At 55.8% G+C, this 23,227-nt stretch carries 22 protein-coding genes and 1 rRNA gene; 9 read left to right on the top strand and 14 right to left on the bottom strand.

Annotated features, from left to right (window positions below):
- Window positions 1-178 precede the first annotated feature (178 nt).
- Window positions 179-1,324 carry a D-alanyl-D-alanine carboxypeptidase family protein gene (locus G482_RS0109235; protein WP_028449799.1) on the top strand — a complete coding sequence of 382 codons (1,146 nt, stop codon included), beginning with the start codon at window positions 179-181 and terminating at the stop codon, window positions 1,322-1,324.
- 69 nt (window positions 1,325-1,393) lie between these two features.
- Here G482_RS0109235 and G482_RS0109230 read toward each other — a convergent pair whose 3' ends face one another.
- Complete coding sequence (locus tag G482_RS0109230) at window positions 1,394-1,594, bottom strand: hypothetical protein (protein ID WP_028449798.1); 201 nt, start codon at window positions 1,592-1,594, stop codon at window positions 1,394-1,396.
- Window positions 1,595-1,923: 329 nt separating this feature from the next.
- On the opposite strand from G482_RS0109230, the gene purB reads away from it, so the two are divergent.
- Entirely contained in the window at window positions 1,924-3,294 is a 1,371-nt protein-coding gene (gene purB, locus G482_RS0109225) for an adenylosuccinate lyase (RefSeq protein ID WP_028449797.1), read from the top strand.
- Between the two features lie 154 nt (window positions 3,295-3,448).
- A complete protein-coding gene (locus tag G482_RS19580) occupies window positions 3,449-4,900 on the top strand; it encodes a YdgA family protein (RefSeq protein WP_028449796.1) in 1,452 nt (483 codons plus the stop codon).
- A gap of 251 nt (window positions 4,901-5,151) precedes the next feature.
- Here the strand turns inward: G482_RS19580 and mnmA are convergent, their stop codons facing one another.
- Window positions 5,152-6,219, bottom strand: a complete 1,068-nt coding sequence (gene mnmA, locus G482_RS0109210; RefSeq protein ID WP_028449795.1) for a tRNA 2-thiouridine(34) synthase MnmA — start codon at window positions 6,217-6,219, stop codon at window positions 5,152-5,154.
- On the bottom strand, window positions 6,216-6,698 hold the full coding sequence (locus tag G482_RS17995; protein ID WP_034619394.1) for an NUDIX hydrolase: 483 nt from the start codon (window positions 6,696-6,698) through the stop codon (window positions 6,216-6,218). Before G482_RS17995 ends, mnmA begins: the two co-directional genes overlap by 4 nt.
- Before the next feature lie 167 nt (window positions 6,699-6,865).
- Here G482_RS17995 and G482_RS0109200 point away from each other — a divergent pair, with 167 nt between their 5' ends.
- The 3 genes from G482_RS0109200 to G482_RS0109190 are packed head-to-tail and all read left to right on the top strand — an operon-like array spanning window position 6,866 to window position 10,178.
- On the top strand, window positions 6,866-7,504 hold the full coding sequence (locus G482_RS0109200) for a TetR/AcrR family transcriptional regulator (RefSeq protein ID WP_051258884.1): 639 nt from the start codon (window positions 6,866-6,868) through the stop codon (window positions 7,502-7,504).
- Entirely contained in the window at window positions 7,501-8,595 is a 1,095-nt protein-coding gene (locus G482_RS0109195) for an HlyD family secretion protein (RefSeq protein WP_051258883.1), read from the top strand. The genes G482_RS0109200 and G482_RS0109195 overlap by 4 nt, the downstream gene beginning before the upstream one ends.
- A 2-nt stretch (window positions 8,596-8,597) precedes the next feature.
- Window positions 8,598-10,178, top strand: coding sequence for a DHA2 family efflux MFS transporter permease subunit (locus tag G482_RS0109190; RefSeq protein WP_051258882.1), 1,581 nt, complete (start codon window positions 8,598-8,600; stop codon window positions 10,176-10,178).
- 57 nt (window positions 10,179-10,235) lie between these two features.
- On the opposite strand, the gene G482_RS0109185 is transcribed toward G482_RS0109190, so the two are convergent.
- Entirely contained in the window at window positions 10,236-10,883 is a 648-nt protein-coding gene (locus G482_RS0109185) for a pseudouridine synthase (RefSeq protein ID WP_028449791.1), read from the bottom strand.
- A gap of 179 nt (window positions 10,884-11,062) precedes the next feature.
- Here G482_RS0109185 and icd point away from each other — a divergent pair, with 179 nt between their 5' ends.
- On the top strand, window positions 11,063-12,286 hold the full coding sequence (icd, locus tag G482_RS0109180; protein ID WP_028449790.1) for an NADP-dependent isocitrate dehydrogenase: 1,224 nt from the start codon (window positions 11,063-11,065) through the stop codon (window positions 12,284-12,286).
- Window positions 12,287-12,402: 116 nt separating this feature from the next.
- Here the strand turns inward: icd and G482_RS0109175 are convergent, their stop codons facing one another.
- Entirely contained in the window at window positions 12,403-12,606 is a 204-nt protein-coding gene (locus G482_RS0109175) for a cold-shock protein (protein ID WP_028449789.1), read from the bottom strand.
- Between the two features lie 245 nt (window positions 12,607-12,851).
- Here G482_RS0109175 and clpS point away from each other — a divergent pair, with 245 nt between their 5' ends.
- Complete coding sequence (gene clpS / locus G482_RS0109170) at window positions 12,852-13,160, top strand: ATP-dependent Clp protease adapter ClpS (protein WP_028449788.1); 309 nt, start codon at window positions 12,852-12,854, stop codon at window positions 13,158-13,160.
- A 1-nt stretch (window position 13,161) separates the two neighbouring features.
- On the top strand, window positions 13,162-15,429 hold the full coding sequence (gene clpA / locus G482_RS0109165) for an ATP-dependent Clp protease ATP-binding subunit ClpA (RefSeq protein ID WP_028449787.1): 2,268 nt from the start codon (window positions 13,162-13,164) through the stop codon (window positions 15,427-15,429).
- 104 nt (window positions 15,430-15,533) lie between these two features.
- On the opposite strand, the gene G482_RS0109160 is transcribed toward clpA, so the two are convergent.
- The 9 genes from G482_RS0109160 to rrf form a co-directional block, all read right to left on the bottom strand.
- Entirely contained in the window at window positions 15,534-16,349 is an 816-nt protein-coding gene (locus tag G482_RS0109160) for a mechanosensitive ion channel family protein (protein ID WP_028449786.1), read from the bottom strand.
- A gap of 85 nt (window positions 16,350-16,434) precedes the next feature.
- Window positions 16,435-17,394: a site-specific tyrosine recombinase XerD gene (xerD, locus tag G482_RS0109155; protein ID WP_051258881.1), complete on the bottom strand. Its 960-nt coding sequence runs from the start codon at window positions 17,392-17,394 to the stop codon at window positions 16,435-16,437.
- Window positions 17,394-17,918 carry a methylated-DNA--[protein]-cysteine S-methyltransferase gene (locus tag G482_RS0109150; RefSeq protein ID WP_211227597.1) on the bottom strand — a complete coding sequence of 175 codons (525 nt, stop codon included), beginning with the start codon at window positions 17,916-17,918 and terminating at the stop codon, window positions 17,394-17,396. The genes xerD and G482_RS0109150 overlap by 1 nt, the downstream gene beginning before the upstream one ends.
- An 11-nt stretch (window positions 17,919-17,929) precedes the next feature.
- Entirely contained in the window at window positions 17,930-18,997 is a 1,068-nt protein-coding gene (locus G482_RS17990; protein ID WP_051258880.1) for a glycoside hydrolase family 18 protein, read from the bottom strand.
- Between the two features lie 74 nt (window positions 18,998-19,071).
- Entirely contained in the window at window positions 19,072-19,422 is a 351-nt protein-coding gene (locus G482_RS0109140; RefSeq protein WP_028449783.1) for a RidA family protein, read from the bottom strand.
- A 77-nt stretch (window positions 19,423-19,499) separates the two neighbouring features.
- A complete protein-coding gene (locus tag G482_RS0109135; RefSeq protein WP_028449782.1) occupies window positions 19,500-20,684 on the bottom strand; it encodes a DesA family fatty acid desaturase in 1,185 nt (394 codons plus the stop codon).
- 49 nt (window positions 20,685-20,733) lie between these two features.
- Window positions 20,734-22,068, bottom strand: a complete 1,335-nt coding sequence (locus tag G482_RS0109130; RefSeq protein ID WP_051258879.1) for a mechanosensitive ion channel family protein — start codon at window positions 22,066-22,068, stop codon at window positions 20,734-20,736.
- The gene (gene rfaE2 / locus G482_RS0109125; protein WP_028449780.1) at window positions 22,069-22,560 is read right to left on the bottom strand and encodes a D-glycero-beta-D-manno-heptose 1-phosphate adenylyltransferase; all 492 of its coding nucleotides are present in this window, start codon (window positions 22,558-22,560) and stop codon (window positions 22,069-22,071) included. It lies immediately after the preceding gene.
- 454 nt (window positions 22,561-23,014) lie between these two features.
- Window positions 23,015-23,127 (bottom strand): 5S ribosomal RNA (gene rrf / locus G482_RS0109120).
- Between the last annotated feature and the right edge of the window lie 100 nt (window positions 23,128-23,227).

Genomic DNA, 23,227 nt, shown 5'->3' with positions numbered 1-23,227 from the left:
CAGGCCGGCTAGCGGCCTTTGCCGCAACATCACCCCAGCTGGCTGGCCCGGCTGGGGTTTTTTATTGCGGCACAAGGCAAAAAACACCGGAACAAAGCCCGTATCGGGCGGTCAGTAGGGCTGGTTTCGGGCGTATAATCGCCTTTTCTGTCAACCTTCATCAGCAAAGATCATCCTCATGCGTCGTACCGCCCTCTCTTGCGCCCTGATCGGGACGCTGCTGGCCAGCTCACTGGCTCACGCTTTCGTACCGCCCGTACCCGAAATCGCCGCCAAATCGTATTACCTCTACGACAAGCAAAGTGGCCAAGTGCTCGCAGCTCGTGATCCGGATATGAAAGTCGAGCCGGCTTCCCTCACCAAGCTGATGACGGCCTACCTGACCTTTAAAGCGGTTAAGGCTGGCAAGCTCAAGCTCGACCAAACCCTGCTGGTATCCGAAAAAGGCTGGAAAACCGAAGGCTCGCGGATGTATCTCGATCCTAAAGTGCCGGCCACGGTTGATGATCTGATCAAAGGCATGATCGTGCAGTCGGGTAACGATGCTTGCGTGACTTTGGCTGAGGCGATTGCGGGCAGCGAAGAAGTCTTCGCCCAAATGATGAATGTAGAAGCCAAACGCCTGGGGCTGAAAGATTCGCACTTTACCAATTCCACCGGCCTACCCGACCCGGCGCTGCACGTCACCACCAGCGATCTGGCGCGGCTGGCGAATGCCATCATCAATGATTTCCCCGAGTTTTATCACATCTACTCGATCAAGGAATTCAAGTACAACAACATCAATCAGCCAAACCGCAATTTGCTGCTCTACCGTGACCCGTTTGTGGATGGCATGAAAACCGGTCACACCGAAAGCGCCGGCTACAATCTGGTGGCCTCCACCCACCGCGATAATCGCCGCCTGATTTCTGTCGTGGTAGGTACCGCCAGCCCGGAAGTACGTGCGGCCGAATCATCAAAATTGCTCAATTGGGGCACGCAGTTTTTTGAAACGCCCAAACTCTATGCCGCCAAACAGGCTGTGCAGCAAGTGCCGGTCTGGAAAGGCAAGGCCGATAAAGTGGACGTGGGCTTTATGGCCGATCAATTTATCACCGTGCCCAAAGGAGATGGTGCCAAGCTGAAAGTGGAGCTTACTAGCCAACAGCCGCTGGTAGCGCCGATCAAGGCCGGCCAAACCGTGGGCATGATGAAAATCTCGCTGGATGGCAAAGTGCTGAGCGAGCGCACCGTGGTAGCCGTGGCCGACGTGGAAGAAGCCAATATCTTTGGCCGCGCGTGGGATACCATCCGCCTGTGGTGGCATCAGCTGTTTAACTAAGCCTGCCGGCGGACAATAAAAAACCCTGTGTGATGCACAGGGTTTTTTATTGCGAGGCGAAACACCGTGTTATTGCGGTGACGCCGCAGCCCCATCCGGCTGGGTGGCCGGCGTGGTGGTCGAGAAATGAAATACCACCGCGTTGGCAAACATCGGGTCAAAGCCTTTTTCGATCATCACTTCGACAATCGACTGGGCCAGACAGCCACGCTGCAGATTTTCAATAATCCATGCCTGCCATTCTGGGGTGAGTTGGGTAAAACCGCTCATCGAAATTGCCTCTCCATCCGAATTTGGTACCGCGCTCAAGGTACTTATTATGTCTCTCCCGTGAGCTCAGCGCAGGCCCGTCGCCCGCTATCGTTGTAGCAAGGTCGCGAGCACTTTGTAAGGTATTGCCATTATTCATGCGATTGTCGGGCTTGTCACTTATTCTTACACGCCGCATGGCGGATAAGTTACGCCATTCACACCCGCCCGCTGCGGCGCTGGCTAGCCGCTGGGGCTTAGCCCCTTGATCGTGCAAGACAAACAGCGCAGGGCGAGTGTGTTAAAATCCCGCTTTTGATCGATCACCCCTTCACGGACGAGTTGGCATTATGGAACTTTCTGCACTGACCGCGCTTTCGCCGCTAGACGGCCGCTATGAAAAACAACTGGCTGATCTGCGCGCGCACTTTAGCGAATACGCGCTGATTAAAAATCGCGTTACCGTTGAAGTGGCGTGGCTCAAAGCGCTGGCCAGTGATGCCGCCCTGAGTGAAATCAAGCCTTTCTCGGCCGCCACCATTGCCGAGCTCGATAATCTGGTTGCGCAATTTAGTACCGAGCACGCGCTGGAAGTAAAAACCATCGAGCGCACCACCAACCACGACGTGAAAGCCGTGGAATACTGGCTCAAAGAGCGTCTGTCGGGCAATGCCGAAGTTTCTGCCGCCAGCGAATTCATTCACTTCGCATGTACTTCGGAAGATATCAATAATCTGTCACACGCCCTGATGCTCAAAGGCGCGCGCGAAACCGTACTGCTGCCTAAACTCGCCGAAATCATCACCAAACTGAAAGAGCTAGCGCACGAGCTGGCCGATGCCCCGATGATGAGCCGCACTCACGGCCAGCCAGCTACCCCAACTACCATGGGTAAGGAAATGGCCAACATCGCCTTCCGTCTGGAGCGCCAACTGGAGCGCATCAGCAAGGTTGAGCTGCTGGGCAAAATCAATGGCGCCGTGGGCAACTACAACGCCCACCTTTCGGCTTACCCTGGCTTTGATTGGGAAGGCTTCTGCCAGCGCTTTGTGGAAAGCCTCGGCATCACCTTCAACCCCTACACCATCCAGATCGAGCCGCATGATTACATGAGCGAGCTGTATGATGATTTCGCCCGCGCTAACACCATCCTGGTCGACATGAACCGCGACATCTGGGGCTACATTTCGCTGGGCTTCTTCAAACAGAAGGTCAACAAAAACGAAGTTGGCTCTTCTACCATGCCGCATAAAGTAAACCCGATCGACTTTGAAAACTCGGAAGGTAACCTCGGCATTGCCAACGCGGTATTGTTCCACCTGAGCCAGAAACTGCCGGTATCACGCTGGCAGCGCGACCTGACCGACTCGACCGTATTGCGCAATATGGGGGTTGGCCTGGGTTACTCGCTGCTGGGTTATGTGGCCGCACTCAAAGGTCTGAACAAACTGATGGCCAACCGTGATGCCATGCTGGCCGATCTGAACGACAACTGGGAAGTACTGGCCGAGCCAATCCAGACCGTAATGCGTCGTTTCGGGGTGCCAAATCCATACGAGCAACTGAAAGAGCTGACTCGTGGCAAAACCGGCATTAGCAAAGAAGCGCTGGCCGTGTTTATCGAAGGCCTGAACATCCCGCAACAAGCCAAAGATGAACTCAAAGCGCTGAGCCCAGCCAGCTATCTGGGTAAAGCCGAAGAGCTGGCGCGCCGCATCTAAGCGCCCAAACTGCCGCCAGCCCCGCGCTGGCGCAGTTAATAAACACAACACGGGCGCGTCAGCGCCCGTTTTGCTATCAGCTCCGATATAATCGGCACATCTTACAGCGTGCCGCAATGCGCCCCTGCGCAGCGGCCAATTCGAGGTTAAAACGGTGAAACGGAAAGTCATTGCAGGCAGTGCACTGGGCATCGTCCTACTGGGCGGCGGCTATTTCGGCGGCAGCTATGTGGCCGGCGACGCGGTGGAACAAACCATGCAAAAACAGCATGCCTGGATCAGCAATCTGCCCTATTTCATCGTAAAAGCGCATAGCTACGAAAAAGGCTGGCTCAGCTCTACCGAAACCACCACGCTGCAAGTCAACCCTGAGCTGTATCGCTTTATTGTCGAAAAAGAAGGCGAAACACTGCCGACGTTTGAAGTAACCTACACCAATCATATTCAGCACGGCCCGTTGCCGCTGCTCACGAAGCTCAACCCACTGCCCTACAAGGCCGTGGTCACCACCGAATTTAAATACTCGCCAGAAACGCAGAAATTCCTCACCAAGTTTTTCGGCGAACAAAAACCCATTCAGATCGAAAACCGCATCAGTTTTAACGATGATGGCGTGATGAAAATTAGCGTGCCGGGCTTTGATTACGAAGAAGCGCTCTCGGGCGTAAAAGCCAAATGGCAAGGCCTGAATGCCACGCTCGACTACGGCGGCGATTTTAATCGGGTGAAATTCGATCTCACCGCCCCCGGCCTCTCGGGGGAAGCCAAAGCCAAAGGTTCATTCGCTCTACAAGGTTTGAGCATCAACCTCAACCAGAGCAAAGGTGCCAACGGCATCATGATCGGCACCAATCTGGCCAAAGTCGGCCAGTTTGACCTCGATATGCGCGAAGGCAACCCGATCAAGCTCAAATTGGAAAACCTCGTTTACCAAGGCAAAGTGAACGAAAGCGGTGAATTCATCAACGGCAGCGCCCAGATCGATCTGAGCAAGCTCACGCTGAATGACAAACCCTATGGCCCGGCCATCATGATCGCCGAAGCCAATCACCTGCACGGCAAAACACTGGCCACCATCAGCGATGAGCTGACCAAGCTGCAAAAACAAAAGCTCAACCGCGAGCAGCTCACCGAAGCCCTCACCAAGCTCGCCCGCGAGCAAGGCCTGCCGCTACTGCAAAACGACCCGCAATTTGCGATCAAACAGCTGGAAGTCAAACTACCCGATGGCGCTATCAAATTTGCCGGCTCGGTGGGGCTTAAAGGCTTTGTGCCCGCCGACTTGGATAAACCGGTGGATTTGGTGAATAAGCTCGACGCCAAAGCCGATTTCACCATCCCGCGCAAAGTGGTTGAAACCCTGGTGATGTGGCAAGCGCGCAATATGTTTGCCAGCGCCAACCCCGATGGCGACGTTAGCCACGCCGACATCGACTATCTGGCCGGCCAATTTGTGGAAGGCCAGATCAGCAAGCTGGCCGAGCAAAACCTGATTCGGGTGAATGGCGATCTCTTATCCGCCAAGGCCTCGCTCAAAGGCGGCAAATTCATCCTCAACGATATCGCTGTACCGCTACCGTGGGATCAACCGGCCGTGGAACAGTAAACCGAAGTGAATGGATTAAAACAAAACCCGCGGCAACGCGGGTTTTTTGTCTACTAACGCAGCAACAAAGCCGCAGCTAGCAGGACGCGCGATCAATGACTTCGACAAACTCCGCCACAGTTCGCACCGCTAACCACCCATCATAAAAAAACCGCCGGCAACGCCAGCGGTTTTATATACCCATACATGGTATTGCCATTCAGGCTTTGAATATCAATAAATTCCAAGCAATACCCACACGATCAATTGCCTTACTGAATAATCCCACCACCCAGGCAAACTTCGTCACGGTACAGCACCATCGATTGCCCCGGCGTTACCGCCCATTGTGGCTCGTCGAATACCAGCTGCACGCCGCCTTCGATGTGCGTGAGGGTGCAGGCGCTGTCGGGTTGGCGGTAGCGGGTTTTGGCGGTGTAGCGGCCCTCGGCCGGGGTGTCGCCCAGAATCCAGGAGCAATCTTTCGCCACCACCACCGGATTAAGAAGCAGCGGGTGATCATGGCCTTGCACCACGATCAGCTCGTTCTTTTCCATATCCTTGCCGGCCACAAACCATGGCTCGGCGCTGCCTTTGGTGCCGCCGATACCGAGGCCCTGCCGCTGGCCGAGCGTGTAGTACATCAGGCCCTGATGTTCACCCATCACCTTGCCTTCCGGCGTGACCATCGCACCCGGTTTTTTCGGTAAATAGCGATTTAAAAATTCACGAAACGGCCGCTCGCCAATAAAACAAATACCGGTGGAATCTTTTTTCTTGGCGTTGGGCAAATTAATTTGCTCGGCAATCACCCGCACTTCGGATTTGAGCAAATCCCCGAGCGGAAATACCGCATGCGAAATCTGCTCTTGACTGAGCCGATACAGAAAATACGTTTGATCTTTGCTTTGATCGGCGGCGCGCAGCATTTCGGTGCGGCCATCATCACGCAGACGCGTTTTCGCATAATGCCCAGTCGCCAGTTTCACGCCACCAAGTTTGATCGCGTATTCCAGAAATGATTTAAATTTGATTTCGCTATTACACAGAATATCCGGGTTCGGCGTGCGACCGGCAGAATATTCGGTCAGGAAATGACTAAATACGCGGTCTTTGTATTCGGCGGCGAAATTCACAAGCTCGATATCAATACCCAACAGATCGGCCACGGCAATCGCGTCCATGCTGTCTTCTTTGATCGAGCAGTATTCGTCGTTATTGTCGTCTTCCCAGTTTTGCATGAAGACGCCATGCACTTCATAGCCCTGCGCTTTGAGTAAATGCGCGGTGACTGAGGAATCCACCCCACCAGAGAGGCCTACTACAATTTTGCTGCTCATGACTGCGTTCCATTTAATGCGGGGTCGTGATCAAAATCACGTAGAAGCTCAAGCGGATAGCGCCGCCCGGCCAGATAATCGTCGATGCAGGCCAGCAACAGTGGGCTGCGATGCTCGGCTTGCCGCGCCAGCACTTCATCGCGGCTCAACCACACGGCGGCTTCAATGCCTTCATCCGCCAGACCCAGCTGCCGCGCGGCATCGTGCGCGCCCAGCTCGCCGCTAAAGGCGTAGCGCAGGTAGGTGAGATCCGAGCCCGGCACGCTCCACTGGTAAATTCCTACCAGCGCGGTCGGAGTGAAATGGTAGGCGGTTTCTTCCAGCGTTTCGCGCTGGCAGGCGGCCACGATGGATTCGTTGGCATCCACATGCCCGGCGGGCTGATTGAGTTTGAGTGCGCCTTGAATGCGCTCTTCCACCAGCAAAAAGCGGCCATCTTGTTCAATGATGGCGGCGACGGTGGTATTGGGCTTCCACATCTTCGGGGCTTATCCTTGCGTCGACAAGCGCTTGATTTTACCTGATTTCCTCCCCCTACGGCCAGCCACCTCCGCCCAGCACAGCGGCGCAAAATTTAACAAAAATTCATTTGACGCTCGCCGCCTGCGGCGATTTAATAACTAACCAGTCAGTTATTAAGCACCAAATGATGACCCCTAGCCCTCGTAATCAACGCCGCAAAGCCGCCCGCCCCGATGAAATTATCGCCGCGGCGATCCAGCTTTTTCACCAAAAAGGCTTTACCGCCACGCGTATTGATGAAGTCGCCGCCGCCGCGGGCGTCACCAAAGGCACCGTGTATTTGTATTTCCCCAGCAAAGAGGCGCTGTTTAAAGCCGTGGTGCAAGAGCGCATCTTGCCCAATCTAGCGCGCATGCATGAGCTGGTGGCGCAATTTCGTGGCTCGCGCCGCGATTGCCTCAGCATGGTGCTGCGCGGCGTGGCCGAAGCGCTGGAAAACTGCGGGGGTAGTATTTCCAAGCTGATGATCGCCGAAGCGGGGAATTTCCCCGAGCTGGCGCGCTTTTACGAAACTGAGGTTATTGAACCCACTTACCAAACCCTGCGCCAGATACTCTCCGAGGGTATGGCCAGCGGTGAATTCAGAGAAATGGATTTGGTGCATATACCCCGCATCATTATCGCCCCCCTGCTGTACGCCAATATTCTGCGCCACACCTTTACCACGGCCGATTTGGGCCTGACCAATTTATTGCAACACGCCGAATGCCAGCTGGATCTGCTGATGCATGGCCTGCTGCGCCCTGCCGGAGAAACCGCATGAGCACACCCGAAGCTACTCCTCGTCAAACCAAAGGCCGATTGATTTTGGGCGGCATTTTGCTGCTGGCTGCCGGCATTATTGGCTATCGCCTGTGGTGGGCAAGCGGCCATGTCGGCACCGACAATGCCCAGCTCGAAGGCCATATTGTGCCGATTTCCGCCCGCGTGGGCGGCTATGTGCAAACCGTGGCAGTTAATGACAATCAGCCGGTGACCGCGGGCGGCCTGCTGGTGCAGCTTGATCCGCGCGACTATCACGCCAAAGTGCTGCAAGCGCAGGCCGAAGTGCAAAATGCGCTCAGTGCCTCCGGCGGACAACGTGGCGGTGGCGAGGCGCAAGCCAAGATCGGCGCGGCTAACGCCACCGCCGCCGCAGCAGCAGCGCAGCGCCAGGCCGCCGAGCAAGCGATTAGCGAAGCGCGCGCCAATGCCGAGAAAGCCCAAGCCGATCTGCGCCGCGCGCAAGAGCTCGCCGCGCAGAAAATGGTGAGCCAGGCCCAGCTGGATAACGCCCGCACTGCGCTGCAAGTCGCGCAAGCGCGTATCGCCACCCTGATCGCCCAGCAACGCGCCACCGCAGAGCAGGCCGCCGCCGCCGCGCAGCAAGTAGCGGTCTCCAGCGCCGGGCTCAAGTCCGCCGAAGCTAAAACGCTGGCCGCACAAGCGCAACTGGCGCTGGCGCAAAATCAGCTGACCGATACGCAAGTGAAAGCGCCGATGGCCGGCGTGGTGAGCAAGAAAAACGTCGAGCCGGGGCAGATGATTCAGGCCGGGCAAACGCTGATGTATCTGGTGAAAACCGATGATCTGTGGGTGACTGCCAATCTCAAAGAAACCGAAACTGCCGCCGTGCGCCCGGGCCAAAGCGTGGAAATCAAAGTCGATGCCGATGGCCAGATCCTGACCGGTAAAGTGGATTCATTCAGCGGCGCCACCGGCGCGCGCTTTACCCTGCTACCGCCTGACAATGCCACCGGCAACTTCACCAAAGTCGTGCAGCGGGTGCCGGTGAAAATCAAGCTCGACCCGCTACCCGCGGGCGCCAATCTGCGCCCCGGCATGTCGGTTGAAGTGACGATCCGGACTAAATAGCCATGAAAGCCATCTTGCCGGGCCTCTCGCGCTCGACCGACGATGCCAGCATCCACCAGCATCGCTACATTATTGCGCTCACGGTCACACTGGCCTGCGTGCTGGAATTACTAGACACCAGCATTGTAAACGTGGCGATCCCGCACATGATGGGTACGCTGGGCGCCACGCTGGATGAAATTACCTGGGTGTCGATTGGCTATGTGGTGGCCAATGTCATCGTGCTGCCGATTTCGGGCTTTTTGGGTAATTTATTTGGCCGACGCAATTATCTGGTGCTGTCGATTGGGTTGTTTATCGTGGCTTCGATCGCCTGCGGTAATTCCAGCTCACTACCCGAAATGGTGTTCTGGCGCATTGTGCAGGGCTTGGGCGGCGGCGGGCTGATCGCCACGGCACAAACTACCTTGTTCGAGGTGTTTCCCAGCAAGGAAATGGGCAGCGCCATGGCGATTTTCGGTATGGGCATTATGCTGGGGCCCATGCTGGGGCCCACGGTGGGCGGCTGGCTCACCGATCAATACAGCTGGCCATGGATTTTTTATATCAACCTGCCGCTGGGCTTGGCCGCCCTGCTGCTCACTTTGATTTATGTGCCCGAATCCAAGCTGCGCAAGGCGGTCACGCACATCGATTTTGTCGGCCTCGCGCTGATGGCCGGTGGGATTGCCGCGCTGCAATTACTACTGGAGCGTGGCGAGCGGCTGGAATGGTTTGATTCGTGGGAAATCGTGATTTATAGCGTCACCAGTATTGCTGCGCTGGGCGCGTTTATCATTCGCCAGCTCGAACATCGCCACCCGCTGGTCGATTTGCGCGTATGCCAAGATGTGCAGTTTTCGGCCGGCTTGGTAATTACCTTTTTGCTCGGTGGCGCGCTGTTTTCTACCGTGTTTATTTTTCCGGTGTATGTGCAAACCTTGATGGGCTATACCGCGTGGCAAACTGGCCTGCTGATTCTGCCTTCGGCACTGGCCTCGGGGCTAACCATGCCGATCTCGGCCAAGCTGGTGGCCAAAGGCATGCCACCGCGTATTTTAATTAGCCTGGGTGCCAGTATTTTCCTGGGCTCGATGTGGCTGCATCATGGCTTTACCACCCAATCGGGCGTGGGAGATTTCATGGGGCCGCTGATCTTGCGCGGCATTGGGTTGGGGATGATTTTTATGCCGCTCAATAGCCTCACCATGGCCAATTTGCAGCCCAGCCAGATCGGCAGCGCCACGGGCCTGTACAACCTCACCCGCCAGCTCGGCGGCAGCGTGGGCATTGCCTTATCGGCTACGTTCTCCACCAAGCTGATGCAAATGCACGGCGCGGCGCTGCTCGAGCATCTGGGCGGCTTTGCCGCACTGGAGCGCTTGGCCCAGCTCAAGGCCCGGCTGATTAGCACCGGCACGCCGGCGGCTGGCGCGGATACGCTCTCGCAGCTACTGCTGCAGCAAACGGTGAATAAACAGGCGCTGATGCTGGCCTATGATCAGCTGTTTTTGCTGTTTGGCATCGCCATGATTTGCGTGCTGCCCTTATTGCTACTGATGCCCAACAGCCAGGTGCGCGCCTCGGCCGACGCGGCCCATTAATCCATCACCGCGCCAAGCGCAAAAGGCGGCGGCAGTAAGGAGATTGGGTAAAGGGGATTAGCGCGTTTTATTCGGCCCGCGGCGGCCGCGCTGTTTGGGCCGCCCAGCCGGGCGTGGCCCTGCGCTCGCCTTGGCTGCGGGTTTGGGGGCGGGTGGCGCTGCGACTTCCAGAGTTTGAAACGTACCCAGCGCAATACCATCCAGGGTATAGCCCCCAATCGCATAACGAATGAGGCGTAGCGTTGGATACCCCACCTTGGCTGTCATTCGGCGCACTTGGCGATTTTTGCCTTCGCTGATGATGATTTCCAGCCAGCTGGTGGGAATATTCGCCCGCTCGCGGATCGGCGGCTGGCGCGGCCACAGGCCAGCGGGTTCATCCATCAGCCGGGCCCCCGCTGGCTGCGTGCGAAAGTCGCCCAAATCCAAGCCACCCGCGCGCAAAGCCGCCAGCGCGGCCTCGTCGGGCACGCCTTCCACCTGCACCCAGTAGGTTTTCGGCAGCTTGTGTTTCGGGTCGGTAATACGGTGAATCAGCCCGCCATGCGCGGTCAGCAGCAAGAGGCCTTCCGAATCGGTATCCAGCCGCCCCGCTGCATACACCTCTTTGATTGGCACATAATCAGCGAGGCATTGATGAGGGGGGCTGGGCGTGAATTGGCAAATCACGCCATACGGTTTGTTCAGCAAGATCAGCTGCGGCATGGGCGTTCAAAACAAGGGGGAAACCAGCGGCATAATAACCTACATCGTCGCCAAACGGCTTGGCAGAGCGCCGGCAAACCTGTGATAATAGTGCGTTTTTTCGCCCCTGCTGGCATAAAAATCAGGATAAAGCGGGGCGAGGCGTTTTTAATTGGCTGTATTTCACAGGAAATAGCACGATGAGTCTGATCAAAGTACCACAAGGCGGCGCGAAAATCGTTCCTAACCTCGCCACTCCTGACAATCCAATTATCCCTTTCATCGAAGGTGATGGTATTGGTGTGGATATCACCCCAGTTATGATCGATGTAGTCGATGCAGCTGTGAAAAAATGCTACGGCGACGCGCGTAAAATCCACTGGATGGAAATCTACTGCGGCGAGAAAGCCTCAAAACTGTACGCTGATGGCTCATACCTGCCACAAGAAACCCTCGATGCACTGAAAGAATACGTTGTATCGATCAAAGGCCCATTGGCTACGCCAGTTGGCGGCGGCATCCGTTCATTGAACGTGGCCCTGCGTCAAAACCTGGACCTGTATGTTTGCTTGCGTCCAGTACGTTACTTCGACGGCGTACCTTCACCAGTTAAACGCCCAGACCTCGTTGACATGGTGATCTTCCGTGAAAACACAGAAGACATCTACGCCGGTATCGAGTGGGATGCCACTTCTGAAGGCGCGAAGAAAGTTATCGAATTCCTGCAAAAAGAAATGGGCGTGAACAAGATTCGCTTCCCGGAATCTTCTTCTATCGGTATCAAGCCAGTATCTAAAGAAGGTACTGAGCGTCTGGTTCGCAAAGCGATTCAATACGCGATCGACAACAACCGTAAGAGCGTTACCTTGGTTCACAAAGGTAACATCATGAAGTTCACCGAAGGTATGTTCCGCACTTGGGGCTACGAGCTGGCCAAGAAAGAATTCGGTGGCGTTGAGATCGACGGCGGCCCATGGTTGCAACTGCCAAACGGCATCGTGATCAAAGACGTGATCGCTGACGCCTTCCTGCAACAGATCCTGTTGCGTCCAGCTGATTACGACGTAATCGCAACCCTGAATCTGAACGGCGACTACATTTCTGACGCTCTGGCAGCAGAAGTAGGCGGTATTGGTATCGCTCCAGGCGCGAACTTGTCTGACAACGTAGCGTGCTTTGAAGCCACGCACGGTACTGCACCGAAATACGCTGGCCAAGACAAAGTAAACCCAGGTTCACTGATTCTGTCGGCTGAAATGATGTTGCGCCACATGGGCTGGACTGAAGCTGCTGACAAGATCATCGAATCAATGGGCAAAGCGATCCAAGACAAGATCGTTACTTACGACTTCGCTCGCCTGATGGATGACGCGCAAGAAGTGTCTTGCTCGGCCTTCGGTAAAGCAATGATCGAACGCATGTAATTGCTGGCTACGCCTGCATAAAAAACCCCGCTTAGCGGGGTTTTTTTATGGGTGAAGCGCCAGACATAAAAAAGCCCGCCGAGCGGCGGGCTGATCTGACTACAGCAAGCAGACGCTTAGGCGGTCTGGATATTTGCTGCTTGCAGGCCTTTTTGACCTTGCGTCAGTTCGAAAGTCACGCGCTGACCTTCTTTCAGGGTTTTGAAGCCTGGCATATTGATTGCCGAGAAGTGCGCGAACAGATCATCACCACCTTCGTCCGGCGTGATGAAACCAAAACCTTTAGAATCGTTGAACCATTTAACAGTACCGAATGCCATAGCTAAGAACCCTGCAGACTTTAAAAATAATATTCCTGAAATATCGGCTTCACACTCAAATGAGCACGCCGAAAGGTAGCCTGCTAGAATTGCTTCCACCAAGCTTGCATCACTTTTTACGCGAGAATAACCATCGCGGTCAAGAGATGTCCCGATTAATAATTCACAGTGTCGCGCGGCGTTAACGCTTGAAAAAACAGCGGCGCGCGCCAAAATAGAAAGTGAAACTCCGGTAAGTGAACCCCATGGCCCAGACGTATCAGTTTGACACTGAGCTCCAAAAAGCAGACGTTCGTACCGCCCCTCCGCCGATGTGGCAAGTGGTGTTGCTCAATGATGACTTTACCCCGATGGACTTTGTCATTGACGTGTTGCAGCAGTTTTTCGGATTGGGAAGTGAGCAAGCCACTCGGATCATGCTGAAAGTGCACCACGAAGGTCGTGGTGTTTGCGGGACATACCCGAAAGACATTGCCGCCACCAAGGTGGCCGATGTAACGCAATACGCACGGGCGCACCAGCATCCGCTGCAATGCATCATGGAGGTGAAATAAAATGATCGCCCAAGAACTCGAAGTTAGTTTGCACATGGCGTTCATGGATGCGCGGCAAAAGCGCCATGAATACATCACAGTCGAGCATCTACTGTTGGCTCTGCTGGATAATCCTTCGGCCATTGAAGTGATGAAAGCCTGCGGTGCCAATCTGGAAGAGCTGCGCCGGCAGCTAGGCGACTTTGTCACCGAACACACCCCGGTGGTGTCGGGAACCAATGAAGTCGAAACCCAACCGACCATCGGCTTTCAACGCGTGATTCAGCGCGCCATTTTGCATGTGCAGTCTTCCGGCAAAAAAGAAGTCACCGGCGCCAATGTGCTGGTAGCGATTTTTGGCGAAAAAGACAGCCACGCCGTCTATTTCCTGCATCAGCAAGGCATCACCCGCCTCGATGTGGTGAACTTCATCGCCCATGGCATCAGCAAAAGCAGCCAAAGCGCGCCACAATCGGCGCCCAAAAGCGAACAAAATGAAGATGGCGACAATGAAACCCCAAGTGGTGGCGCGCTGGAAAACTACACCCAGAACATGAATCAGCAAGCCTTGGCGGGCAAAATCGATCCGCTGATTGGCCGCGATCATGAGCTGGAACGCGTGATCCAGATTTTGTGCCGCCGCCGCAAAAATAACCCGCTGCTAGTGGGTGAAGCTGGCGTGGGCAAAACCGCCATTGCCGACGGTTTGGCGCGCAAGATCGTCGAGGGCGATGTGCCCGATGTCTTGGCCGATGCCACCGTATACACGCTGGATATGGGTGCCCTGCTCGCCGGTACCAAATACCGCGGCGATTTTGAGCAACGCTTAAAAGCAGTCATCAAGCAGCTCTCCGAAGAGCGCAACGCGATTTTGTTTATCGACGAGATCCATACCTTGGTGGGCGCAGGCGCAGCCTCTGGCGGCACGCTGGATGCTTCTAATCTGCTGAAACCAGCGCTGTCGAATGGTTCGCTCAAATGCATTGGTGCCACCACCTACAGTGAATTCCGTGGCATTTTCGAGAAAGACAATGCGCTGTCGCGACGCTTCCAGAAAATCGATGTGGTTGAGCCGACGATCGAGCAGACCATTGAGATTCTAAAAGGGCTGAAAGATAAATTTGAAAGCCACCACGGTGTGAAATACACCGCCGCGGCGCTCACCACGGCGGCGGAATTGTCGGCTAAATTTATCAACGACCGTCATCTGCCGGATAAAGCGATTGATGTGATTGACGAAGCCGGCGCGGCGCAAAAAATCTTGCCGCGCTCGAAACAGAAAAAAACCATCGGCAAAGGCGAGATCGAAGACATCATCGCTAAAATTGCGCGTATTCCACCGAAATCAGTCTCTTCTGACGACAAAAACACGCTCAAAACGCTGGAGCGCGATCTGAAGAATGTGGTGTTCGGGCAAGAAAAAGCCATCGAAGTGCTCGCCACATCGATCAAGATGGCGCGCGCTGGCCTTGGTAACCCGCAAAAACCGATTGGCTCCTTCCTGTTTAGTGGCCCGACTGGGGTTGGTAAAACCGAAGTGGCCCGCCAGCTCGCCTATACCATGGGCATTGAGCTGATCCGCTTTGATATGTCCGAATATATGGAGCGCCATGCGGTTAGCCGACTGATCGGCGCGCCTCCGGGCTATGTGGGTTTTGAACAAGGTGGGCTGTTGACCGAAGCCATCAATAAGCACCCGTATGCGGTCTTGCTACTGGATGAGATCGAAAAAGCGCATCCGGATATCTACAACGTGCTGTTGCAGGTGATGGATCACGGCACGCTCACCGATAACAACGGCCGCAAAGCCGATTTCCGCAACGTGGTGATCATTATGACCACCAATGCGGGCGCAGAAATGCTGAATAAATCGGTGATCGGCTTTACTGCCCGCAAAGAAACCGGCGACGAAATGCAGGAAATCAAGCGCATGTTCACGCCGGAATTCCGCAACCGGCTGGATGCCATCATTCCGTTTGCGCCGCTGACGCACGAAATCATTCTGCAGGTGGTCGACAAATTCCTGATGCAGCTGGAAGCGCAGCTGCACGAGAAGAAAGTCGACGCGCATTTCTCACCGGCGCTGAAAGACTATCTGGCCCAGCATGGTTTCGACCCGCAAATGGGCGCGCGCCCAATGGCCCGCCTGATTCAGGACACCATCCGCAAAGCGCTGGCCGACGAATTGCTGTTTGGCCGGCTGGTGAATGGGGGCGAAGTTACCATCGACATCGACGACAATGGCAAGGTATCGCTCTCCATCCCTGAAAAAGAAATGGCCCCAGCCTAATACCCACACAGGGTACTTTCTGAAGATCATCTGCAAATGCCAGTAATAAAAAACCCGCCAGTTGGCGGGTTTTTTATTGGGGTGCAAATACTGATTGCTGGGGTTTATTTCTGCACCACGGTCACCAGCTGCGCTGGGGTTGGCGCCGGGAAGGCCGCCAGGGTTTCCAGAATGGCGCGATTGGTATCGAAATACACTTGCCAGTAATGATCATTGTGGCAATACGGGCGCACCGCCAGCACAGGGCCTACCAGCTGGAAATCCAGGATTTCCACTTCCACTGCAGGCTCAGGCAGCACATTGGGTACTTGAGCAATGCGTGCTTTCAGCGCCGCAATTGCTGCGGGCGCATCTGCCGCCCCTGACAGTTGGGCTTTCAGATCTACACGGCGATAAGCGTTGGCGCTGTAGTTGGCAATGTTGTCGCTAAAGATTTTGTTGTTGCCAACCACAGTCAAGACGTTGTCGGGCGTCATCACGGTGGTGGCAAACAAGCCCACTTCGTGCACGATACCGGTTACGCCGCCGGCGCAAATCATGTCGCCAACTTTAAAGGGCCGCAACACAATCAGGAACGCACCACCAGCAAAGTTGGCCAGCAAGCCCGACCAAGCCATCCCGATCGCCACACCCGCCGCGGCCAGCAAGGCAGCGAAGGTGGTGGTTTGAATACCGAAGTAGCCCAGAATACCGATCACCAGCAAGACATTCAGCAACACCGTAACGGCCGAGCCCACATACCGCAATACGGTTGGGTCCACTTTTTGCCGCGAAAGGCCGCCTTGCACAAAGCGCACCACCACCCCGATCAACCAACGGCCAATCACCCAGAAGGCAATCGCCGCGAGGATTTTCACCCCGAATTCGGCCACATAGCCCATGATCAGATCTTGATACTTATTCACCAGACTTGAATCCATTGACGCTCTCCTTATGAAATGCTGATAGCAAGCCAACAAATCATACCGTAGGCATCAAGAAAGCCAAATGAAAACGGGGATGGTGTTACCCGCGTGGATGGTGTTGCTGGTGCAGTGACTTCAGCCGCTCGGCAGCCACCTGGGTGTAGATCTGCGTGGTGGTAATATCGGCATGCCCAAGCAGGCTTTGCACCACCCGCAAATCAGCGCCATGATTGAGCAAATGCGTGGCAAAGGCATGCCGTAAAACGTGCGGGCTGAGCTGACTGGCCGCCACACCCGCCGCGGTGGCATATTGCTTGATGATGAACCAGCAACCTTGCCGCGTCATCGCTTCGCCACGCTGATTCACAAACAGGCACGGCTCGCTGGCGTGTTTCACCAGCAGTGGGCGCGCGGTTTGCAAATAGCGCTCCAGCCACTCGCTGGCCACCTCGCCCAGCGGCACCAAACGTTGCTTATCGCCCTTGCCGTGCAATACCCGCAGATAGCGCTCACGCAGATGCAACTGGCTCAGCGGCAGGCTTACCACCTCGCTCACCCGTAAGCCGGTGGCGTACATCAATTCGAGCAGCGCGCGATCACGCAAGCCAGCAGGGGTATCCAAATCGGGGGCGTCCAGCAACGCTTCGATGGTGTCTTCGGGCAATGATTTGGGCAGCGGTCGCACCCGCTTGGGCGTGACCAGCTCGGCACAGGGATCGAGCGTCAGCCGCTCTCGGGCCAGCCAGTACTGATAAAACTTGCGCAAACTGGCCATCCGCCGCGCAAGGCTCGCCGCTTTCAAATCCCGCGCCTGCCGCGCCAGAAAAGCCTGCACGGTATCGCGATCAACCTGCAATACATCATGTTGCCCGCGCTCCTGTGCCAGCCATTGCGCCCAGATCAGCAAATCGCGCCGGTAGCTGTCAATGGTATTGCGCGCCAGCCCTTCTTCCAGCCAGATTCCATCCAAAAACGCATCAATCAGAGCAGTAGTGGCGGCCACAGCGCTGGCCCGCTCGTCTGCCACACTGACATCAGCATCACTCGCTGCATCCACCATCAGTGCACGCCCTCGTGCGCCAGCAGCCAGCGCTTGATCGGCAACCAGTCGCGCCCATCCCGCTGGGCGTTAAAACCGCCTAACCCCTTGGCGCCAAGAATCCGATGGCAGGGAATAATCACCGGATACGGGTTTCGCCCACAGGCGGTGCCCACCGCCAAGGCGCTGGATTGCAGCTCGCGCGCCAGCTCGCCGTAGCTACGCGTTTGCCCCACCGGGATACGCTGCATCGCAGCCCACACCTGCTGCTGATGCGCAGTACCGACACTCAACAAGGGCAAAGTAAAAGTGAAATGCGGGTCACGCCAATACGCCTCCAGCTGGCGCACGGCCTCTTGCAAGATCGGGCCAGTAGGCACCACCGCTGGCGGCGCCTCGAGCAGAAACTCCACCCGCAATAGCGCCTGCGCATTGGCCCACAGGGCAAGGCCCCCAAATGGGGTGACCAGCTGGGCAAAATCGCTCGCCTCAGCCAGATACCCCATGCCGTATTGCCCGCTAGAGCTTGTATTATTTAGATTCAAAAGAAATACCCCTACTCAGCATACAGCGCGGCATGCAGTGCAGTGAGCAAGCGCTGGTTATCGTCCTCGCTCAACTCCCAGAACATCGCCCCGGCTAGCCCCTCTGCGCGCGCAAAGGCGCCTTTTTCGGCGATGGAGATTTCATCTTCATAGCTGATAAAGGTATCACCATCGTACAGCCACGGCGCCCGCGCGACCGGATCACGCTGTTGCTGCCAGCGCGGATCGCTCAGCAAGGGGCGAATTTTGGCAAAGCCCGGCGCCGCATTGCTGCCGGCCTGCCCAGCTGCGCCCAAACCGGGTGCCGCCACACCTTGCAGGCTGCGGCCGTAGAATGGGCAACCCAGCACTAATTTCTCGCGCGGCACGCCATTGGCCACATACAGCGCCACCGCCCCCGCCGCACTATCGGCCGTGGGCTCATGGGCAGGTGGGTATAAATTGGCATGATGGCCGGCCCGCGTGGCCCAGCCATTGTAAAAATCGTAGGTCATCAGATTAATAAAATCGCAGGCCGCGGCCACCGGCCCGATCTCCACCCCATCGAGGTAATACTGCCCCGCGCCCGCGGCGATGCTCAGCAAATACGGGCGCGCTGCCGGTCGGGCGGCGCTGCGCGATTCGGCATCGAGCGCCTGGCGAAATTCTTGTAGCAGCAGGGTGAAGTTTTGCCGATCTTGCGGCCGGGCGCGAATGCCGGCCATATCGTTGCTGGGATATTCCCAATCCAGATCAATCCCATCCAGCCCATAGCGGCGGATAAAGGCCAGACCCGAAGCCACCAGCTTGGCGCGCGATTCGGCGGTAAGCGCGGCATCGGAGAAACCATCGGCACTCCACCCCCCCACTGAAATCAAGATCTGCAATGCCGGATTGCGCGCACGCAGCGCGAGCATTTGCTGCATCACCGCCTCTTGCTGCGCCAAGGCGGCGGCATCGCCACTGAATGCGCCCGGCAAATCAAGCTCTCCATCGCGAATCACCGCAAAGGCATAGCAAAGATGGCTCAGTTTTTCGACCGGCAATGACTCAAAAGCATACGGCTCCCAAGTGGCCAGATAGGCCAGCAGCATCGGCATTGCAGCTCCTTATCAGGGTATCACCCTGCAAGCATTATCAAAATTAGCTTAGATGGCAATACCCCAAATAGGTATTACAGCGCAGCAATCACGGTCATTTCCACCAGATAACGTGGATCGGCCAATTTGGCCTGCACCGTGGCGCGCGCGGGGGTGTGGCCGGCCGGCACCCAGGCAGACCAGGCCTGATTCATAGCATCGTAATCAGCCATATCGGTAAGGAAAATTGTCACCTGCAAAATTTTACTTTTATCCGAGCCCACTTCGGCCAGTAGCTTATCAATGCAGCCCAGCACTTCTTCGGTTTGCCCGAGGGCGTCTTTATCAAGGTTTTCGGCAATCTGGCCGGCAAGATACACGGTATTGTTGTGCACGACGGTTTCGCACAGACGAGGGCCAACGTGATAACGCTGAATCGATGACATCATGACATTCCTTGTGAGAATAAAAAGCGAACGATGAAAAAAGGCGAGCCGCAGCTCGCCCGGATAAATTGGCTGGCTTAAGCCACGGCCCGCAGCCTGAGCGAGAAGTCGGCCAGCGCCTTAATCCCGCTGGCTTCGGCGCGTTGGCACCAATCCTGCAGCTGCTCAACCAGCTCGGCGCGGGTCAGCGTTGAGCGCTCCCAAATGCGGGTCAGCTCTTGGCGCATCTGATACACCTGTGTGAGCACCGCGCTTTGCGCCAGCAGTGCCTGCAAGCTGGTTTGCTCCGCCACCGGAGTATCTTTGGCATCTTGTTTCAGCCAGATTTTCATTTGCCGCACCGGGTTGAAATTGAGCGCTGGCAAGCTGGCATTAGCGCGTAATTGCTCGATTTCACTGGCCACGGTGGCCTTTAAGGTGCGCGCGTAGCTGGCGGCGATGGCGTAACGATTGGCGATCACAGCCTGAACGGCCAGCTCGTCAAACACCGGCCGGGCTGTGCCTTGCTTGAGCTTGGGCGCTACTTTGCGCACAGTGGCCAAGCGGCAGAAGGCCAGCGTGCGGATATACAGCCAGCCAATATCAAACTCAAACCACTTATACGACAGCTTGGCCGAGGTACCGAAGGTGTGGTGATTGTTATGCAGCTCTTCGCCGCCGATCAAAATCCCCCACGGCAGCAGATTGGTGGAAGCATCTTCACATTCGAAATTGCGATAGCCCCAGAAGTGGCCAATACCATTAATCACCCCGGCTGCCATGATCGGAATCCACATCATTTGCACGGCCCAGATCCAAATGCCATTCACACCAAATAGCAGCAAATCCAAGACCGCCATCGTCGTTGGGCCCCAGACGCTATGTGGGGTATACAAATGGCGCTCAATCCAGTCATCGGGCGTACCGTGGCCGTATTTTTGCAGCGTTTCCTGATTTTTGGCTTCGGCGCGATACAGCTCCCAGCCTTCCCAGAAGACTTTTTTTAGCCCCAACACCTGAGGGCTATGCGGGTCTTCGGCGGTTTCACATTTGGCATGATGCTTGCGGTGAATGGCCGCCCATTCCTTGGTGATCTGAGCCGTAGTTAGCCAGAGCCAGAACCGGAAAAAGTGACTGATCAGCGGATGCAAATCCAGCGCGCGGTGCGCTTGGTGGCGATGCAAAAAGATCGTGACCGCGGCAATCGTGATGTGTGTTAAACCCAGCGTAACGAGGATATATCCCCACCACGGCAAATCAATCCAACCATTCAACCAAGACATACTTCTTATTCCTCAAGCCGGCCACCGATGGGTGGCCTCTGTGCTGATTTTACGCAGAAACCTCAGGTGCTGCAGAATTCTTCGGCGCCTCTGCCGGCTGGCCGGCAGGCGGCAGGATCATGACATCGCGCCGTGGATAAGGGATCTCGATGCCATGGGTTTTAAAGGCACGCCAGATACTCAGATTGAGCTCGGATTTGAGTCCCATCTGCCCGTTTTCAGGGTCGGCCAGCCAGAAACCCAGCGTGAGATTAATCCCGCTATCGGCAAAAGCCGTGACAAACGCCCCCGGCGCGGGGTGCGGCAGAATACGTGGATTGTCTTTAGTCACATCCACCATAATCTTCATCACCAGCTCTAGATCGGAATCATACGCCACCGATACCGGCAAGCCGACCCACACCGAGCGATCGTTATACGATTGATTAACCACGGTTTGGGTAATCAGCGTGTCATTCGGCACCAGCGACTCTGTACCATCCGCCGCTTTGAGCACGATATAGCGCGAAGTGAGGCCGCTGATCACACCTTGGCGGTTATCCACGGTAATCAGGTCGCCCATTTTGATGGAGCGATCCAGCAAAATGATAAAGCCCGACACATAATTCGAGGCGATCTTTTGCAAACCAAAACCCAAACCCACACCCAGCGCACCACCAAACACCGACAGTACCGTGAGATCGATGCCCACCAGCGAGAGAGACAGCAACACGGCCAGCACCACCAGCACCGAGCGCATCACCTTCACCAGCACCACGCGGACGTTCATTTCCATCACATCGGTGGCCATTAAGCGGGCTTCAATCGTGCGCCCAGCCCACATCGCCAGCAACAAAGTCGCCCCTACTGAGAGCAAGCCTTGTAACACGGTGAGCACCGAAATATGCACTTTGCCGGCGTTGAAACTGATTTCATCAAGGGTTTGCAGCACTTCCGGCAGAATACCGACGACATGCAAGACATACAGTCCCCAGATCACCAAGGCGATGTATTTCTCCCACTGCTGCACCCATTTGGCATCTTGGAAAACGCGGCGAATCACATACACCAGCAGCCGAATATTCACCATCGCCAGCATCAGCAAATTGGCCACCCGCAGCAGCGAATTCACATGCCCTTCCAGCAGCGATAAGGTTAAATTGCTAACACTCACCAAGATCAGCGCGAGCACGGGAAAAAGGATGCGGCGCAGACCATCTTCACCCGTTTTCCAGCGCATGCCCGCAATGGTCGAAGAGCGCAAAATACGGCGCGATACCCCGTAGGCCAGCCCCCAGCACAAGAGCAGCAAAATGCCCTGCGTAATGATCTGCGGGTGTGTAAAACCAAGCTGATTCACATCATGAATCAGCTTGGCTAAGAGATTATGCCGTTCGAGCTCCATTTAGGCCCCCCGGATTTTTTGCAGGGTTTGCGTGGTTGAAGTCGCAAAACGGAATGGAATCGAATGCACCGCGCCACCTCGCGCGAGCACTTCACGACTTCCTACCATCGCCTCGGGAGCCCAGTCACCCCCTTTCACCAAGACATCCGGCTGCACCATCTCGATCAGATTGAGCGGAGTATCTTCATCAAACCAAGTCACCAGCGTCACCGACTCAAGGCTAGCCATTACGGCCGCACGGTTTTCCAGCGGATTAATCGGGCGATCATCACCCTTCCCCAAGCGGCGCACCGACGCATCCGTATTCAGCGCGACCACCAGGCTGCCGCCCAGCGCGCGGGCTTGCGCCAAATAGGTAACGTGGCCGCGGTGCAGAATATCAAAGCAGCCATTGGTAAAAACCACTGGTTTTGGCAAGGCTGCCAAATGCGCCACCAAATCAGCAGGGGCGACTATTTTTTGTTCAAAGTCGGGCGTGGGATAGTTTTGCATCGTATTCTCATCGGCCGCATCAAGGGCCAGCAGTGCATCAATATCCGGCATTATAAGGAGAGGGCGATGCCAGTGATAGCCAAGAGCGATGTTAATTGTTGAAGGAACTTCTGCGATGATGGGCTAATGAGCAATCCCAATCGAATAGATGCAAATCAGTGCCGTCATTTACCTGCATGATAGAGGGTATCTGCTCAGAGCCTATTATTTACAAAGCCTCCAGCAGAATACTCTTCATAATCTTCAAATGGCATCTGATAAAACAAAGCCCAGCTGCGCTGGGCTTTGTTTTGGGGTTGGGTTTGCGCCGCTGGCTTGGGGGCGGCCGGTTCGCGGCACTGCTGTCTGTCGTGGGTTTTGTGTTGGGCTTCGCTTTGCTTCTGTTCTGCGCTCTTCCACTTCCGCGGCCCAAAGCAAAAAGCCCAGCTCTTCTGAGCTGGGCTTCTTTAGGGGAGTCTGGCAATGACCTACTTTCACACGGGAACCCGCACTATCATCGGCGCTGAGGCGTTTCACTGTCCTGTTCGGGATGGGAAGGAGTGGGACCACCTCGCTATGGTCACCAGACATAACTGGTTGAGTTAACTGTGTGCGCTTGGCGCTTACAATCACTCGAATTCGATAGAAGAAGTATTTTACTCTTAATGTTCGATCTTGGGTCGATCAT

Origin of the sequence: Chitinibacter tainanensis DSM 15459, from assembly GCF_000429785.1 — a bacterium.
Classification (GTDB): domain Bacteria; phylum Pseudomonadota; class Gammaproteobacteria; order Burkholderiales; family Chitinibacteraceae; genus Chitinibacter; species Chitinibacter tainanensis.
This window is presented reverse-complemented; position numbering and strand designations above follow the sequence as displayed.